The organism is Streptomyces sp. NPDC043878 (assembly GCF_056435735.1).
The window spans coordinates 281000-297006 of sequence record NZ_JBWKDW010000007.1; the positions used below are offsets into that span (position 1 = coordinate 281000).

17 protein-coding genes and 2 pseudogenes are annotated in these 16007 nt (G+C 69.8%); 11 read left to right on the plus strand and 8 right to left on the minus strand.

The window, feature by feature from the left end; genetic code table 11:
* Positions 1-292: 292 nt before the first annotated feature.
* Positions 293-1492 carry an SPFH domain-containing protein gene (locus AC07AZ_RS13030; RefSeq protein ID WP_478846869.1) on the minus strand — a complete coding sequence of 400 codons (1200 nt, stop codon included), beginning with the start codon at positions 1490-1492 and terminating at the stop codon, positions 293-295.
* A 12-nt stretch (positions 1493-1504) separates the two neighbouring features.
* A complete protein-coding gene (locus AC07AZ_RS13035) occupies positions 1505-1756 on the minus strand; it encodes a hypothetical protein (protein WP_478846871.1) in 252 nt (83 codons plus the stop codon).
* Between the two features lie 205 nt (positions 1757-1961).
* Between AC07AZ_RS13035 and AC07AZ_RS13040 the strand changes: the two genes are divergently transcribed.
* The 6 genes from AC07AZ_RS13040 (at position 1962) to AC07AZ_RS13065 (ending at position 8403) form a co-directional block, all read left to right on the plus strand.
* Positions 1962-2741: a hypothetical protein gene (locus AC07AZ_RS13040; protein ID WP_478846873.1), complete on the plus strand. Its 780-nt coding sequence runs from the start codon at positions 1962-1964 to the stop codon at positions 2739-2741.
* Positions 2742-3507: 766 nt separating this feature from the next.
* Positions 3508-3597, plus strand: a complete 90-nt coding sequence (kdpF, locus tag AC07AZ_RS13045) for a K(+)-transporting ATPase subunit F (RefSeq protein WP_018566520.1) — start codon at positions 3508-3510, stop codon at positions 3595-3597.
* Between the two features lie 7 nt (positions 3598-3604).
* The gene (gene kdpA, locus AC07AZ_RS13050; RefSeq protein ID WP_478846875.1) at positions 3605-5284 is read left to right on the plus strand and encodes a potassium-transporting ATPase subunit KdpA; all 1680 of its coding nucleotides are present in this window, start codon (positions 3605-3607) and stop codon (positions 5282-5284) included.
* Positions 5281-7404 carry a potassium-transporting ATPase subunit KdpB gene (gene kdpB / locus AC07AZ_RS13055; RefSeq protein WP_478846877.1) on the plus strand — a complete coding sequence of 708 codons (2124 nt, stop codon included), beginning with the start codon at positions 5281-5283 and terminating at the stop codon, positions 7402-7404. The genes kdpA and kdpB overlap by 4 nt, the downstream gene beginning before the upstream one ends.
* Before the next feature lie 24 nt (positions 7405-7428).
* Positions 7429-8097, plus strand: coding sequence for a potassium-transporting ATPase subunit C (locus AC07AZ_RS13060; protein WP_478846911.1), 669 nt, complete (start codon positions 7429-7431; stop codon positions 8095-8097).
* Positions 8098-8214: 117 nt separating this feature from the next.
* Positions 8215-8403, plus strand: coding sequence for a hypothetical protein (locus AC07AZ_RS13065; RefSeq protein ID WP_478846879.1), 189 nt, complete (start codon positions 8215-8217; stop codon positions 8401-8403).
* Here the strand turns inward: AC07AZ_RS13065 and AC07AZ_RS13070 are convergent.
* From AC07AZ_RS13070 to AC07AZ_RS13085, 4 genes are all read right to left on the minus strand, one after another.
* Positions 8384-9202 (minus strand): ABC transporter permease, encoded by an 819-nt coding sequence (locus AC07AZ_RS13070; protein WP_478846881.1) that lies wholly within the window; start codon positions 9200-9202, stop codon positions 8384-8386. The genes AC07AZ_RS13065 and AC07AZ_RS13070 overlap by 20 nt on opposite strands.
* On the minus strand, positions 9199-10236 hold the full coding sequence (locus AC07AZ_RS13075; RefSeq protein WP_478846883.1) for an ATP-binding cassette domain-containing protein: 1038 nt from the start codon (positions 10234-10236) through the stop codon (positions 9199-9201). The genes AC07AZ_RS13070 and AC07AZ_RS13075 overlap by 4 nt, the downstream gene beginning before the upstream one ends.
* Positions 10237-10302: 66 nt before the next feature.
* Complete coding sequence (locus AC07AZ_RS13080; protein ID WP_478846885.1) at positions 10303-11151, minus strand: DUF4097 family beta strand repeat-containing protein; 849 nt, start codon at positions 11149-11151, stop codon at positions 10303-10305.
* An 82-nt stretch (positions 11152-11233) separates the two neighbouring features.
* Positions 11234-11752 carry a toxin-antitoxin system HicB family antitoxin gene (locus AC07AZ_RS13085; RefSeq protein WP_478846887.1) on the minus strand — a complete coding sequence of 173 codons (519 nt, stop codon included), beginning with the start codon at positions 11750-11752 and terminating at the stop codon, positions 11234-11236.
* Positions 11753-12246: 494 nt separating this feature from the next.
* Here AC07AZ_RS13085 and AC07AZ_RS13090 point away from each other — a divergent pair, with 494 nt between their 5' ends.
* The 3 genes from AC07AZ_RS13090 (at position 12247) to AC07AZ_RS13100 (ending at position 14815) form a co-directional block, all read left to right on the plus strand.
* The gene (locus tag AC07AZ_RS13090; RefSeq protein ID WP_478846889.1) at positions 12247-12762 is read left to right on the plus strand and encodes a hypothetical protein; all 516 of its coding nucleotides are present in this window, start codon (positions 12247-12249) and stop codon (positions 12760-12762) included.
* Between the two features lie 221 nt (positions 12763-12983).
* Positions 12984-13523, plus strand: a complete 540-nt coding sequence (locus AC07AZ_RS13095; RefSeq protein WP_478846891.1) for an ArsR/SmtB family transcription factor — start codon at positions 12984-12986, stop codon at positions 13521-13523.
* A complete protein-coding gene (locus AC07AZ_RS13100; protein ID WP_478846893.1) occupies positions 13520-14815 on the plus strand; it encodes an MFS transporter in 1296 nt (431 codons plus the stop codon). The genes AC07AZ_RS13095 and AC07AZ_RS13100 overlap by 4 nt, the downstream gene beginning before the upstream one ends.
* A gap of 91 nt (positions 14816-14906) precedes the next feature.
* On the opposite strand, the gene AC07AZ_RS13105 is transcribed toward AC07AZ_RS13100, so the two are convergent.
* Entirely contained in the window at positions 14907-15059 is a 153-nt protein-coding gene (locus AC07AZ_RS13105; RefSeq protein ID WP_478846913.1) for a hypothetical protein, read from the minus strand.
* On the opposite strand from AC07AZ_RS13105, the pseudogene AC07AZ_RS13110 reads away from it, so the two are divergent.
* Positions 15055-15150, plus strand: a pseudogene (locus tag AC07AZ_RS13110) (prevent-host-death family protein); the annotation flags it as partial. The gene AC07AZ_RS13105 and the pseudogene AC07AZ_RS13110 overlap by 5 nt on opposite strands.
* Before the next feature lie 3 nt (positions 15151-15153).
* Complete coding sequence (locus AC07AZ_RS13115) at positions 15154-15435, plus strand: type II toxin-antitoxin system RelE family toxin (protein ID WP_478846895.1); 282 nt, start codon at positions 15154-15156, stop codon at positions 15433-15435.
* Positions 15436-15875: 440 nt separating this feature from the next.
* Here the strand turns inward: AC07AZ_RS13115 and AC07AZ_RS13120 are convergent.
* Positions 15876-16007: pseudogene (locus AC07AZ_RS13120) on the minus strand (IS630 family transposase); the annotation flags it as partial.

Consider the following 16007-nt stretch of genomic DNA (forward strand, 5'->3'; position numbering starts at 1 on the left):
TCCACCCCCTCTCCCCCCCCCCCCCCCCCCCCCCCCCCCCCCCCCCCCCCCCCCCCCCCCCCCCCCCCCCCCCCCCCCCCCCCCCCGCCGACGTATGTCACGCGGGACGCCGGCGTCACCTGTGCTAAGTCGCCGCGCCCCACCGGCGCCGGCGCGACGCGAGCGTGGCCGGCGACTGAACGGAGGGCTGGCTCGGCCGGCCACCGCTGACGGGACCGATGCTGACGCGCCCGACATGACTCCGCTTCGAACGCTTCGAACGCTTCGCCCGAGCCGCCGGCGCTTGCCGCCCCTAGTCGACGTCCACCCGGCCGTCCCTCGGCTTCTGCTCCTTGCTGGAGGGCAGCTGGAGCAGGCCGTTGTCCTTGGCCTCCTCGGAGCGGCGACCGTCCGGGCGGTGGCCGTCCGAGTCCTGGCCGCCCAGGTTCTGTCGGACCGAGTCGAGGATCGTCAGGCCCTGCGAGACCAGGCCGGCGGCGATCTCACCGAGGCCGTCCGCGCCGTTCAGGACGTTGACGTTGGCGCCGGCGAGACCACCGGCGGCCTCCTTGACGATCTGGGGGAGCTGGTCGATCAGCATCCGGTCGAGTGCGACCCGGTCGTACGAGGCCGCCGCCTCCGCCTGGATCTTCATCCGCTGTGCATCGGCGGCAGCGAGGATCCTGACCCGCTCGGCCTCGGCCTCGGCGGGCCTCACGATCTCGGCCACCAGTTGCTGCTCACGCAGTTTGGCCTGGCGCTGGGCCAGCTCCGTCTGGACGGCGAGCACCTCCTGCTGGGCGTGTGCCTGCGCCAGCGGACCGGCCTGCGCGGCCTGCGCCTGGGCACGGTCCACCTCGGCCGAGTACTCGGCCTTGACGATGGCCGTCTGCCGGGCGTACTCCGCCTGCTCACGGGCCGCGGCCTGCTCCGCCTGGGCGGCGGCCTGGGTGGCCTGCGCCTGGGCGATCTGGGCCTGCCGCTGGATGGCCGCCTTGTGCGGTGCGGACATCGCGTCGATGTAGCCGGTCTCGCCGTCGTCGATCGACTGGATCTGAAGGGAGTCGACAGTCAACCCGATCTTCGCCATCTCGGTCTTGGAGGTGTCCAGGACCTCGGCGGCGAGTTTCTGCCGCTCGGTGACGATCTCCTCGACCGTCATCGAACCGATGATGGCCCGCAGGTGTCCGGCGAAGATCCGGCCGGTGAGCACCGACATCTGCTCCTGGTCGGAGAGGAACCGCTGGCCCGCGTTGATGATGCTCTCGTGATCGTTACCGACCTTGAATGCGATGACCGCGCGGACGTGCAACGCGATGCCCTGCTTGGTCACGCAGGTCTCGGTGACCTCGGCCTCACACATGGAGAGGGTGAGGAACCGGACCTTCCGGAAGACCGGGAGCACGAACTTTCCGTGCCCCGTCACCACTCGGAACGGCGCGCCCCCCAGTCCCCGCCTGCCTCCCGAGATCAACATCGCCTCGTCGGGAGCGGGAACGCGGTATCCGAACATTTCTTGTACTCCTCAGTCGGCGTCGGCGGTGTCGTCGCCGAGCGCGTCCAATGGATCCACCCACTCGATGACGCCGACCTCGCGGCATCCGCGTGATTCGATCACGAGCACCGTCGAGCCGGCGGACAGAGGGCTCTCCGACCAGGCGAGGAACGTCTCCGAGCCGCCTCTGACGCGCACCAGGATCTCGCCGGGGCCCGCGGATCCGCGCGTTCCGATGAGTACCTTCCCCGTGCAGCCGACCACGGCCTCGTCCTGCGGCATCACCGGCCGTCCTCCTCGTCCTGCCCCCATGATTCCGACGATAGACCCACTCGGGCCGGGACCCAACGGCCGGGAGGCTCCGGTCCGCACCAACGGCGAAGGGTACTCCGCCGGTTCCCGCTAGGCTCCCTGTGATCTTCAGCCCGGGCACACGCCGGGGCTTCTTGTGCGGGTGCTCGCAGTCGGGGCACCGGGGGGTGGGCGAATGATGAATACTTCTGCGGTCGGAAGACGGGTCGTCGCTGCGGCGGGTGTCCTGTCGGTGCTGGCGCTGACCGGCGCGTGCGGTGTGGACAGTGGGGACGACGCCGGGGGAGGCAGGACGCCTACGACTGCCGACGCGAGCTCGACGCCGCAGGCATCCGGAGCGCCCGCCTCCGCGGGCGGGAAGGGGCTCGACCAGAAGGGCCTCGACCGCCTGGCGCTGACCGCGCACGACGTCCCCGGCTACAAGGTCAACACCGTCGAGGGCCAGGGCAGCCCAGTGGACCACGATGTGCTCACGACCTACCGCGACGTCACGCCCGCACCTTGCCGACCCGTCTACGCGGCCGCACAGCTGGGCGGCCTGCACGACTTCACGGCCCACGTCAGCCAGGATGTCGTGTCCGCCTCCGACGATCTCGGGCAGCACGCGAGTGTCGGCCTGACGTCCTACACCCTTGCCGACGCCCGCACGGTGATGACCGACCTGCGCGCGGCGTTCCCGAAGTGCGCCACCGCCGAGATGCGCCCCTCTGCTGCCCACCCGGGTGCTGGACTGGGGTATTCCGGTACCCGGTCCCGGTCCGTTTCCGGTTACGGCGACGAGACACTGGCTTTCGACGCCACCCAGGTCGTCGGCAGCGGGGGACCCGGCATCCCCGTCACCGTCCTCGTCGTCCGCCAGGACTCCACCGTCGCGACCTTCCTGTCCCTCAACCCCATCCAGCCCCCGACCATCCCCGAGGACATCGTCGACGCGCAGATGAAGAAGCTCGCCTGACCTCGTCGAGCGGGGGATGACGTACGTGCCGCGGTGCGCAGCACACGTTCGTCCAGAGGTTCCGGCCTCCCACGCGGCTGTAGTGGCACGCGTGTGGCACGACCCCGAACACGTCGAAGCGCCAGCCTGGGAGGAAACCCTCCGGGTGGGTCAACTCAACGGCCCTGTCCCACTTCGGAGTTGATCTCCCCCCGGCCGCCGAACCAGTCCCGCGGCACGAGCCGGTGCTGGTCGCCTCGTACCGGCGGGTGATCGCCGCGTTCGCGGACGGCGGCGGGCGTACGCCGTGGCCAGGACCCATCTGGGCGCGCGCACGAGCCTGGTCGCGGCAGCCTCGCTGGTCCTGGACTACGTCCTGAACGGCGCACGTGCGCGAGGTCGCCACGTCGGAACCGGCCACCCAGGTCACCGTCCTGATCCCGGAGACCGAGCCGGAGCGGCTGTGACAGCGGCTGCTGCGGAACCAGCGGGGCGCCGTCGTCGCCCACGCGGTGCGCCGGGAGACCGACGCGGTCGTCTGCCGGCAGCGCTTCCGGCTGCTGTGGCCCCCGCCTCCGGCCGCGTATGAGTCCCGTCAAAGGTGCGGTGGCCGCCGTAAGGGAGGCGTCAACGGCGGCCAATTCCGGCCAGAGAGGCGGTTTCCTCTAATCGTCTGCTCCACCCGAACCTCACTCCAGGAGTTCGCGATGGCCGATCTGGCCTTCGTCGTCACCACGATCGCGGTGTTCGCGCTGGTGGCTCTTGTCGCCAAGGGGGTGACGAAGCTGTGACCGCCGAAAACGTAGTCGGCCTGATCGTGGCCGTCGCCCTGCTGGGCTATCTCGTCCTCGCCCTGATCTTCCCGGAGAGGTTCTGAGATCGCTATGGGTCCCGTACTCGCCGGCGTGCTCCAGCTGCTCGCGCTCATGGCGGCGCTGGCTCTCGCCTACGTCCCCCTCGGCACCTACATGGCCAGGGTCTACTCCTCCGACAAGCACTGGCGCGTCGAGAAGTGGATCTACAAGGGCATCGGCGCCAACCCGAACACCGAGATGCGCTGGCCCGCCTACCTGCGTGGCGTTCTCGCCTTCTCGGCGGTCGGCGTTCTCTTCCTCTACCTGCTCCAGCGGCTCCAGGGCCACCTGCCCGGCTCGCTCGGCTTCCGGGCCATCGACCCGGACCAGGCGTTCAACACCGCCGCGTCCTTCGTCACGAACACCAACTGGCAGTCGTACTACGGCGAGCAGGCCATGGGCCACGTCGTGCAGACGGCCGGTCTCGCCGTGCAGAACTTCGTCTCCGCGGCCGTCGGCATCGCGGTGGCGGTGGCGCTGGTACGCGGCTTCGCGGGGTCCCGCACCGGCGAGCTGGGCAACTTCTGGTCGGACCTGGTGCGCGGTGTGACCCGGATCCTGCTGCCGCTCTCCGTCGTCGCCGCGATCGTCCTGGTGGCCTGCGGTGCCATCCAGAACTTCTCCGGCATCCACGAGGTCGGCCAGTTCTTCAATGGGCACGGCATGGGCGGCAACCAGCAGTGGAACGGTGGCGCGGTCGCCTCCCAGGAGGCCATCAAGGAGATTGGCACCAACGGCGGCGGCTACTTCAACGCCAACTCCGCCCACCCCTTCGAGAACCCGACCCCGTTCACGAACCTCTTCGAGATCTTCCTGCTGCTGGTCATCCCCTTCGCGCTGACCCGCACCTTCGGCATCATGGTCGGCTCCCTCAAGCAGGGGTACGCGATCCTCGCCACCATGGGCACGATCTGGGTCGGCTTCATCGCGCTGATGATGTGGACCGAGTTCGCGCACCACGGCCCGGCGTTCGACATCGCGGGCGGGGCCATGGAGGGCAAGGAGCAGCGCATCGGGGTCGGCGGCTCGTCGATCTTCGCGGTGTCGACCACACTCACCTCGACCGGCGCGGTGGACTCCTTCCACTCCTCCTTCACCGGTCTCGGCGGCGGCATCACCATGCTCGGCATGCAGCTCGGCGAGATCGCGCCCGGCGGTACCGGCTCCGGCCTCTACGGCATGCTGATCATGGCGGTCATCGCTGTGTTCATCGCCGGTCTGATGGTGGGCCGTACGCCCGAGTACCTGGGCAAGAAGATCGGCACCCGCGAGATCAAGTTCGCCGCCTGCTACATCCTCATCACCCCGGCGCTGGTGCTCATCTTCACCGCCGCCGCGATGGCCCTGCCCACCCCGGGCAACTCGATGACCAACAGCGGCGCGCACGGATTCTCCGAGATCCTGTACGCCTACAGCTCGGCCGCGAACAACAACGGTTCGGCCTTCGCCGGTCTGAACGCGGACACGCAGTGGTTCAACAGCACGCTGGGGCTCGCCATGGTGCTCGGCCGCTTCCTGCCGATGGTGTTCGTGCTGGCGCTCGCGGGCTCGCTGGCCGAACAGAAGCCGGTCCCGGCCACCGCGGGTACCCTGCGCACCGAGAAACCGCTGTTCACGGGCCTGCTGGTGGGCGCCATCCTGATCATCACCGGTCTGACCTACTTCCCGGCCCTCGCGCTGGGCCCGCTCGCCGAAGGGCTGGCGTCATGACCACCGACGTAACGAAGCAAGAGGACTCGATGTCCACAGCCACCCCGACCCGGGCGCCGCACCAGGACCTCCCGACCGGTCACAAGGAGAGCCGTGTCGGCGCGGGCCTCTTCGACCCCAGACAGCTGCTGAAGTCGCTGCCCGACGCCTGCCGCAAGCTCGACCCCCGGGTGATGGTCAAGTCGCCCGTGATGTTCGTGGTGTGGATCGGCTCGGTACTGACCACCGTCTTCTCCTTCAAGGACCCGGGCGACTGGTTCGGCTGGACCATCAGCGCCTGGCTGTGGCTGACCGTCGTGTTCGCCAACCTGGCCGAGGCGGTCGCCGAGGGCAGGGGCAAGGCGCAGGCCGACACCCTGCGCAAGGCCAAGACCGACACCGTCGCCCGACGGCTCGTGGGTGACCGCGAGGAGCAGGTGCCCGGCACCGAGCTGCGGATCGGTGACCTGGTCGTCTGCGAGGCGGGCGACACCATCCCCGGCGACGGTGACGTGGTCGAGGGCGTGGCCTCCGTCGACGAGTCGGCGATCACCGGAGAGTCGGCACCGGTCATCCGGGAGTCCGGCGGCGACCGGTCCGCGGTGACCGGTGGCACGAAGGTCCTGTCCGACCGGATCGTCATCAAGATCACGACGAAGCCGGGCGAGACCTTCATCGACCGGATGATCAACCTGGTCGAGGGCGCGGCGCGGCAGAAGACGCCGAACGAGATCGCGCTGAACATCCTGTTGGCGTCCCTCACCATCGTCTTCCTCCTCGCGGTGGCGACCCTGCCGCCGTTCGCCGACTACGCGGGCACCCACCTCACGATGGTCGTGCTGGTCGCCCTGCTGGTCTGCCTGATCCCGACGACGATCGGCGCCCTGCTCTCCGCGATCGGCATCGCGGGGATGGACCGGCTGGTGCAGCGCAACGTGCTGGCCATGTCGGGGCGTGCGGTCGAAGCGGCCGGTGACGTGTCGACGCTGCTGCTCGACAAGACCGGCACCATCACGCTCGGCAACCGGCAGGCGTCGGAGTTCGTGCCGGTGACCGAGACGACGGAGGCCGATCTCGCCGACGCCGCCCAGCTGTCGTCGCTGGCCGACGAGACGCCCGAGGGCCGCTCCATCGTCGTACTGGCGAAGGAGAAGTACGGCCTGCGCGAGCGGCACCAGGGCGAACTCACCGGCGCCGAGTGGATCGCGTTCACCGCGCAGACCCGGATGTCGGGTGTGGACGTCGACGGACGCAAGATCCGCAAGGGCGCGGCAGGTTCGGTCGTCGCCTGGGTCCGGGAGCAGGGCGGCGAGGTGTCCGAGGACGCCGGCGCGCTCACCGACCGGATCTCGGAAGCGGGCGGCACACCGCTACTCGTGGCCGTCGAAGACACCGACGGGGCACGGGTGTTGGGCGTCATCCACCTCAAGGACGTCGTCAAGGACGGCATGCGGGAGCGGTTCGACGAGCTGCGCCGGATGGGCATCAGGACCGTCATGATCACCGGCGACAACCCGCTGACGGCCAAGGCGATCGCCGAGGAGGCCGGCGTCGACGACTTCCTCGCCGAGGCCACCCCCGAGGACAAGATGGCCCTCATCAAGCGGGAGCAGGCGGGCGGCAAGCTCGTCGCGATGACCGGCGACGGCACCAACGACGCACCCGCGCTCGCCCAGGCGGACGTCGGCGTGGCGATGAACACGGGTACGTCGGCCGCGAAGGAGGCCGGCAACATGGTCGACCTCGACTCGAACCCGACGAAGCTGATCGAGATCGTCGAGATCGGCAAGCAACTCCTCATCACCCGGGGCGCGTTGACGACGTTCTCCATCGCCAACGACGTGGCGAAGTACTTCGCGATCATCCCGGCGCTGTTCGCGGCGGTCTACCCGGGCCTGGACAGGCTCAACATCATGGGCCTGTCCTCGCCGGACTCCGCGATCCTCTCCGCCGTGATCTTCAACGCGCTGATCATCATCGCGCTGGTCCCGCTGTCCCTGAAGGGCGTGCAGTACCGGCCCGTCAGCGCGGACAGGATGCTCCGGCGCAACCTCACGATCTACGGCATCGGCGGCCTGGTCGCCCCCTTCGTCGGCATCAAGATCATCGACCTGCTCATCTCCCTCATCCCCGGGCTGTAATTTCCTGAAAGCGTGCTGAAGGCCATGAACAACTCCGTGACCAACACCCTCCGGTTGCTCGGGGCGGGGCTGCGCGCCCTCCTCGTGCTGACCCTGGTGACCGGTGTGATCTACCCGCTGGTGGTGACCGGTATCGCCCAGGGTCTGTTCAGCGACCAGGCCAACGGCTCCGAGATCACGTCGGACGGCAGGGTCGTCGGCTCCTCCCTCATCGGGCAGTCGTACAACCTGCCGCTGAAGAAGGGCCAGGAGACCCCGGAGCCGGACCTGAAGTGGTTCCAGGGGCGCCCGCAGAACGGTCTCGGCAGCAACAGCGTCAACACCCGGTACAAGCTGATCCTCTCCGGCGCGACCAACCGGTCCGCCGACAACAAGGACCTGATCGACTGGGTGACGGCCGCCAAGGCCGCCGTCGTCAAGGACAACTCGGTGAACGGCCACACGGTGAAGCCGTCCGAGGTGCCCGCCGACGCGGTGACCTCCTCCGGTTCCGGACTCGACCCGGACATCTCCCCGCAGTACGCGGACATCCAGGTCCACCGGATCGCCGAAAAGAACGGCCTGTCGGTCGCCCAGGTGCAGAAGCTGGTCGACGACCACACCGACGGCCGCACCCTCGGCTTCATCGGAGAGCCCCGGGTGAACGTCCTCGAACTCAACATCGCACTCAAGGGCCTCGCGGCGAAGAGCTGATGGCGTTACGCGCTGCGCAGGGGAGTTGGCGGTCCGGAGGGAACCGGGTCCCGTCAACTCCCGCCGCCACGAGGCCGGCTGTACGGACAGGGGTGTGTACCCGATCCTGATGTCGTTGTGCCCGTTCTCGGCGACTGGCCGCCGCTGGTGCGGCGCGAGTTCCTGGTGGCGTTGCCGACGGCGCGGGTCCGGCGGGCGGCGGAAACGCCGACGGGCGGCGTACGCGACGAGGTGTCGGAGTACGCCGCCCGCAGGCGGGACGAGTTGCCGCAGGCAGTCCGCGTGGTCACTTCGGGTCGCGGTTGAACACCGCCTTCGACCAGCGGTAGCCGAGCGCAGCAAGGCCCAGGCACCAGACGATGGTGATCCACCCGTTGTTGCCGATCTCGGTGCCGAGCAGCAGTCCGCGCAGCGTCTCGATGGCGGGCGTGAACGGCTGGTACCGGGCGATCGGCTGGAACCAGCCCGGCATCGCGTCGACGGGGACGAAGGCGCTGGAGATGAGCGGCAGGAAGACCAGCGGCAGCGCGTTGTTGCTGGCCGCCTCGGCGCTGGCGCTGACCATGCCCATTCCGACCGCGATCCAGGTGAACGCCAGGGCGAACAGCGTGAGCAGCCCGAATGCCGCCAGCCACTCCAGGGCCGTGGCATCCGTGGAGCGGAAGCCGATGGCCACGCCGACGGCGCCGACGAGAACCACGCTGATGACCGACTGCAGCACGCTGCCGATGACGTGCCCGATGAGCACGGAGCCGCGGTGGATCGCCATGGTGCGGAAGCGGGCGATGATGCCCTCGGTCATGTCCATGGAGACGGACACCGCGGTGCCGACCAGGGTGCCGCCGATGGTCATCAGCAGGATGCCCGGTACGAGATACGCGATGTACTCCGAGCGGTCGGCGCCGCCACCGCCGATGCCCGCGCTCATCACGTCGCCGAAGACGTAGACGAACAGCAGCAGCAGGACGATCGGCGTGAGCAGCAGGTTCAGGGTGAGGGACGGGTAGCGGCGCGCGTGCAGGAGGTTGCGGCGCAGCATCGTGTTCGAGTCGCGTACGGCGAGGGAGAGCCGGGTCGGGCGGGCGGGAGCCAGGGGGGTGCTCATCGGACAGCCTCACCTTTCTTGTGGGTTCGGTCGGTGCCGCCGGTCAGGGCGAAGAACACGTCGTCGAGGTCGGGGGTGTGCATGGTCAGCTCGTCGGCCTCGATGCCGGCGGAGTCCAGCCGGTCGAGGATGGAGCGCAGTTCGCGCTGGCTGCCGTCGCTGGGGATCCGCAGGGCCAGCGCCTCGTCGTTGGGGGTCCCCCCGCTCGAGCGAAGCCGGGAGTGGGGGAGGGCGACTTCGCGCAGCGCGGAGGCGGCTTTCTGGTACGCGGCTGGGTCGGTGAAGCGGAGCCGGACATGGCCGCCGGGGATCAGGCGTTTCAGCTCGTCGGCGGTGCCCTCGGCGGCGATCTTGCCGTCGTTCAGCACCGCGATGCGGTCGGCGAGCTCGTCGGCCTCCTCCAGGTACTGGGTGGTGAGGAAGACGGTGACGCCGTCGGAGACGAGTTCGCGGATGATCTGCCACATGGTGTGGCGGGAGCGCGGGTCGAGGCCGGTGGTCGGCTCGTCGAGGAAGATGATCCTCGGCTTGCCGACCAGGGTCATGGCGATGTCCAGGCGGCGCTTCATGCCGCCGGAGTAGGTGGAGGCGGGCTTCTTCGCGGCCTCGGTGAGGTCGAACCGTTCCAGCAGCTCGGCGGTGACCTGCCGCCCCTCGTGCTTGGGCAGGTGGTGCAGGTCCGCCATGAGGAGCATGTTCTCCTCGCCGGTGATGAGGCCGTCGACGGCGGAGAACTGCCCGGTGACCCCGATCGCGGCACGCACGCCGTCCGGGGACGTGGCGATGTCGTGGCCCGCGACCTGGGCCTGTCCGCCGTCGGCGGTGACGAGCGTGGAGAGGATCTTCACGGCGGTGGTCTTGCCGGCGCCGTTCGGTCCGAGCAGTGCGAACACGGACCCGGCAGGGATGCGCAGATCGATGCCGTCGAGCACGGTCTTGTCGCCGTACGACTTGCGCAGACCGACGGCGGAGACGGCGGCGGGCGACTGCGGACCGTCGCCCCGCCTGGGCGTGGGCATGACAGATGAAGGCATGGGGCCCTCCCGTTCGAAGGCTGAAGTGGCTGGGGGGTGCGCGAGTTGAGGCCGGTTCTTCCGGGGTCAGACCCTGGCGCGGCGGATGTCGATGTTGCCGTACTTGGTGCGGGCGTGGACCTTGACGGTGTCCTCGCTCTTCTCCGGGCTCTCGGACGCGGTGAGCGTGTTGCGCACCTGCCCGGAGCCCGAGCTGACGTCGAGCCAGGCGGCCGTGCCCTCGCGGACACCGACGTCGATGGCGCCGTAGTTGGTCTCCAACTGGACGGTGCCGCGAGCCACTTCGCCCACACGCAGGGTGCCGTGGGCGGTGGTGGCGGTGACCGAGTCCTCGGCGCGCCGGATCTCGATGTCGCCGTTGGCGCCGCTCACCCGCAGCTCGCCGGTCGCCACGTCGATGGTCGTGGTGCCGTGCGAGTTCTTCAGGACGGCGGGGCCGTCGACGAGGCCGACGCGCAGGCTGCCGGAGCTGGTGGTGATCCCGGCCCTGCCCTCGACCCGGCCCACGGTGATCGAGCCGTGCGACGCGGTCAGCTGGAGCGGGCCCGTCGTGTCGAGGCGGACGTCGCCGGAGGAGGTCTTCACGTTGACCTCGCCGAGCCGGCCCTCGCCCAGCACCTGGGCCCAGGCGCCGGTCATGTCGATGCGCGAGCCCGCGGGCAGTTCGACCGTCACGTCGACGGTGCCTGTGCGGCCGAGCCCGAGCAGATTGCCCTTGGGCGTCCTGACAGTCAGGACGCCGCCCGTGTACGTGACCTCGGTCTGCTCGGCCGCCCGTACGTCCAGGTCCTTCTTCGGGTCGCGGGGCCGCACATCGACGACCGTGTCGAGGCGGTCGCCCGCGGTGAACTGGATGGAACCGGCCTCCACGCGCGCCGTGACCGAGATCGCTTCGGGAGTGTCGAAAGAAGGCATGGCTGTCCCGTCCTCTTGGGTCTTTGGGTCGTCCCCGCTGGTGGGACGTGGTGTGGGTGAAGTGGTGTTGGCGGGGGCGCGGCTAGCGCACCCAGCCCGTGAAGCTCTGTCCGACGGTCTGGGCCTTCTCCGTCGTACGCGGCGGCCGGGCGCCCCCGCCGACCGCGGTTGACACGGCGCGCACGAGCCACGCGTTGACCGACAGGCCCTCGCGGGTCGCCGCCTCCTCGGCGCGAGCCTTGAGATGGGCCGGCAGACGCAGATTGACTCGGGCGGTGCCGCCTTCGTCACCGTCGGCCGGGCCCGGGGTCCTGAGCGGTTCGTCGGGCGCGGTCGGCTCGGCGGGGGCGCCGCCGTAGGTGGGCGGTGTCACCACGAAGTCGGGGTCGAGCCCGCGCAGCCGTACGTCGACCGAGCCGGGGGCGAGTTCGCGGGTGATCTCGTCCATCGCGGCGGAGAGCACGTTGAGCAGGGTCAGACGGGTCGCCGACTCCAGGGGAGCGGTGAGCCTCTCGGCCAGCTCGCGGGCTTCGTCGCCGCCGGCTTCGGCGGCCACCGCGAGTTCGCGGCGGAGAGAGTCGACATACGGGGTGAGGTCCATGACGCCATCATGGCACCGTAGTGGCGTCATGTGCAAGCGTGAGTGCTGCCTCGTGGCGGGGCGGCTTCAGGAAAAGGCTGCTGAGCTGCGAAAATGCAAGACAATCGGCCTGCGTCAGTGTGGCGCCATGCGCGCTCAAGCGTGTTTTGGGAGCCCGGAATGGCGCCGGGCGACGCCATTCGGTGCCATCGGGGTCCAGGTGATGCCACGCCATGTCGCGAGAGGGTGGTCTGCTCTCGTTTCTCGGTGTGCGGCCAGGTCGATCGGGCGGGAGCGTCTCTGGTGCGTGCCGCGGGATGTCGCGTACGCATCGCGCGCCGAAGTCGTGATGGGCCTCTGATCTGCACTTCGCGACTCCGTCCATGTTGCTACGCCATTAATGGCTCACTGTCGGTGCCATACGTGTGCCATAGTGGCATCACTGGTGGCGCACCCAGACCTCTCAGGTCGTGAGGTGCGCGTTTCGCGGAGTGAGCCATCAAAGGGGTCGGATCATGGAGACAGCACACAGCGAGGAGCAGGCGGTGCCCGCCGCGTTCACCGCATTCACCCGTTTCGTGCTCTGCGGCGGCGGGGTGGGGGTCGCCTCCAGCTTCGCCGTGGCGGCCCTCGCCTCCTGGGTTCCCTGGGTTCTGGCCAACGCCCTGATCACCGTGATCTCCACGCTCCTCGCCACCGAGCTGCACGCCCGGTTCACTTTCAGTGCGGGTGGGCGCGCGACCTGGCGCCAGCATGTGCAGTCGGCCGGGTCCGCGGCGGCCGCGTACGCGGTGACCTGTGTGGCGATGCTTGTCCTGCAACAGCTGGTGGCGGCGCCCGGTGCGGTGATCGAGCAGGTCGTCTACCTGGCCGCCTCCGCACTCGCCGGTGCCGCGCGGTTCGCGGTGCTGCGCCTCGTCGTCTTCGCACGGAACCGCCCGCAGGCCGCGCCCACCGCCCGTCCCTTGCAGGCGACAGTGGCCCGCACCGTGGCCCCGGCCGGCCCGGCGGTGCTCTGTCACGCCGCCTGACGGCTGAGCCGCCCCGTCCCCGCCGGCGTCCGTATGGCCACACGTCCCTGACCCCGGGTCAGCGAGCCGGGTGCGGTCCGGCGGGGGCGCGGGCACAGCCACAGCCGCTGCTGTGCGGCAGGGGTTCGAGGGGGCGCACTCAGCCGCGAAGGCCCTTGGCCGTGACCGGGTTCGTGCGAATCCCCTTGCGCAATGGTCAAGAATCGTTGACCATTGCTCGCATGCCTACCGATGATCTTCCCGAGACGTTTCACGTCACCACGGACGAACAGCTGCGCGCCGTCTCCAACCTCACGCGCCACCGGATCATGGCCGTGCTCCGCTTCGAGCCGGCGACGATCACGCAGATCGCCGAGCGGGTGGGCCTTGCGAAGGGGAGTTCCAGCTATCACGTGCGGCTGCTGGAGCGGGCCGGCCTGGTGAAGGTGGTGCGGACGCGGAAGGTCCGGGGCGTCACCGAGCGGTACTACGCCATGGCCGCCCGGGCGATCGCGCTGCCGGACCCGGGCGAGGGAGGGCCGGATGTGCTGATGCGGCATGCGGTGGCGGACCTGGAGGCGGCGCCGGCGGACGGCGAGCGGCACGTGCGGATGGCGCATCTGCGGCTCACCGAGGAGCAGTTCGCACAGCTGGGGGCGCGGCTGCAGGCACTGGCGGACGAGTACCGGGAGCTGTCCGATCCGTCGCTGCCGGACGCGTCACTCGTCTTCGCGCTGTTCCACCCGGCGTCGCGGGAGCAGGCCGAGGGGAGCGCCAAGTGACCTCAGGCGTTCGGAGACTGCCGACCGGGTTCGGACGGCTGTGGACCGCGCAGACGGTGTCCTCGCTCGGCGACGGGGTGACCCAGGCCGCGCTGCCGCTGATCGCGTTGACGTTGACGCGGGATCCGATGGCGCTCGCCGTCGTCACGGCCGCGGGGACGCTGCCGTGGCTGCTCTTCGGGGTGCTCGGCGGTGCGCTGGTGGACCGCTGGGACCGTCGGCGCACGATGTGGGTCGCGGACGCGGCGCGTGCGGTGCTGCTCGCGATACCGGCGGCGGCGGCCGCGCTCGATGTGCTGAGCATTCCGCTGCTCGCGGCCGTCGCCTTCCTGCTCGGCCTCGGCGGACTCTTCTTCGATACGGCCGCCACGGCCTTCCTGCCGGATCTGCTCGGCCGCGACCCCGCGCTCCTGGAACGCGCCAACTCCCGCCTGCGCGGTGCCCAGACCGCCATGTCCGGTTTCGCGGGGCCGCCTGCGGGCAGTGCGCTGCTCGCGCTCGGGCGGGCGGTTCCGCTGCTGGCCGACGCGGTGTCGTTCCTGCTCTCCGCGCTGCTCGTCCGTACGCTGCCCGCCATGCCCCGGCCCGTGCCGGAGGTCCGCGAGTCGCTGCTTCGGCAGGCGCGGGCCGGGGCCTCGTACGTCTTCCGGGACCGGGTGCTGCTCGGGCTCGCGCTCCGCCCGGCGGTCGGGAATGTCGCCTTCCTCGCTGTGGAGACCGTCCTCGCCCTCTTCGCGCAGGACCGCCTCGGCATCGACACCTACGGCTTCGGCCTGCTCCTCACGGCGGAGGCCACAGGCGGCCTGCTCGGTGCAGGCATCGCCTCCTACCTCGGCCGACGACTCGGCACCGGCACCGCGCTGACCTGCACGGCCGCCGTCGAAGGGCTTGCCATCCTGGGCCTGGCCGCTGCCCCGAACCCGTACGTGGCGGGGCTGGCGCTCGCCGTCTGCGGGGCCGGCATGGGCGCCACGATGGTGCTCGGGCCCTCCCTCCGGCAGGCGATCGTCCCGCCCCACCTGATGGGCCGGGTCGCCTCCACCTCCCGCATGCTGGCCATGTGCGCCGCCCCCGTCGGGGCGTTCCTCGGTGGCTGGCTGGCCACGACGTACGACATCCGCACCCCGCTCTACGCCGCCGCCGGCCTCCTCCTGGCGATGACGGCCGTCACGGCATCCATGACCAGCAACCGCCGGGTCGAAGCGGCGCTGCGTGCCGCCGCCCCGACCGGCGGCCCGGATCACCCGGCATCCAAGGATCCCGCGCAGGAGAATGCACCCGACTTGGTGTGACGCCTGCCGCGAAAGGGTCACGCAAGTCGGGTGCCGGGCCCCCGCGGGCGCGACGAGTGGCCGGGTCGGTCGGGTGTAGGTGTGCTGGCCGTCAGTCCTCGTCGTCCTCGGCGGCGTACGGGTCCCGGAAGGGGCGCGGGCCCTTGCCGGGGCCGCTGGCTTTGACGTTGAACAGGTAGCGGCCCAGGAAGTTGATGTGCCGGTCCCTGAGCGGGGAGAGGTGGGCGACGTCTTCGTCGCTCAACCGGCTGGCCGACGAAGCCGAGTCCGAGGGCACGGAAGGGTCGGTCTCGTTCGAAGAGATGGCTGCCTTGCCCCGCGCCAATGGGGGCTGACCCATGGGGCACGTCACCCGCTTCACGCCGCACGCCCAGCGGGACATGCTCAAGATCCCGCGTCCGGATGCCCTGCGTGTCCTGTATCGCCTCACTGAACTTCAGAAGGCAATGGATGCGGGCGATACGACTGCGTTCGACATCGCTGCCCTCCAAGGGCACAACGCTCGTTGGCGACTCAGGGTCGGTGACTACCGCATCGTCTACACCGTCGAGGACGGCCAACTCATCGTGTGGGTCCTGTCCGTCGGCAACCGCCGCGACGTCGACCGCCAGGTTCCGTAGGACTCCGCCACGCAGTGGTGTCGGCAGCCCGCCGTGGGATGCGGGAGCGTGGGGCCCCGCTTGCCGAGACAGGTCGAGCCACGGTTGTGGCTCGGCCTTCGTTTCGTCTGTTCAGGCGCTGCGGAGCACGCGAGATTCACACTCGTGAGGGGTTGCCCCCAACACCCTTCCCAAATGTTCGTCTGGAGGTTCGGGTGGATCGGGGTGTCCTGACCTGCGGTGGAGCGGGGGGCTGGACGGACGGTGGACGGTCGCCGGACGAGGCCCGGATGACGCTGATCCGTTGGGCGATGTTCGGCAGATCAACTCCTCGTCCGCTCACGCAAACGGTCCCGGACAGGGAGTCCGAGGCCGAATAAAACGCCTTCCTGAGGAAGAAACCCCAAGCCAGCGGCGTAACGCGTTGTGCCCTGGCAGGATTCGAAGCTGCGACACCCGCTTTACTGACGTTGTCGCCGTGATGTCGTGAAGGTGAGTCCGGTTTCGGCGAGGCATCCGTCGATGAGGTTGGTGCGGTACTGGATCTGGCGGAGACCGTGTCGAAGCGTGCTGATGAGGTGGTCGGGGTCGGT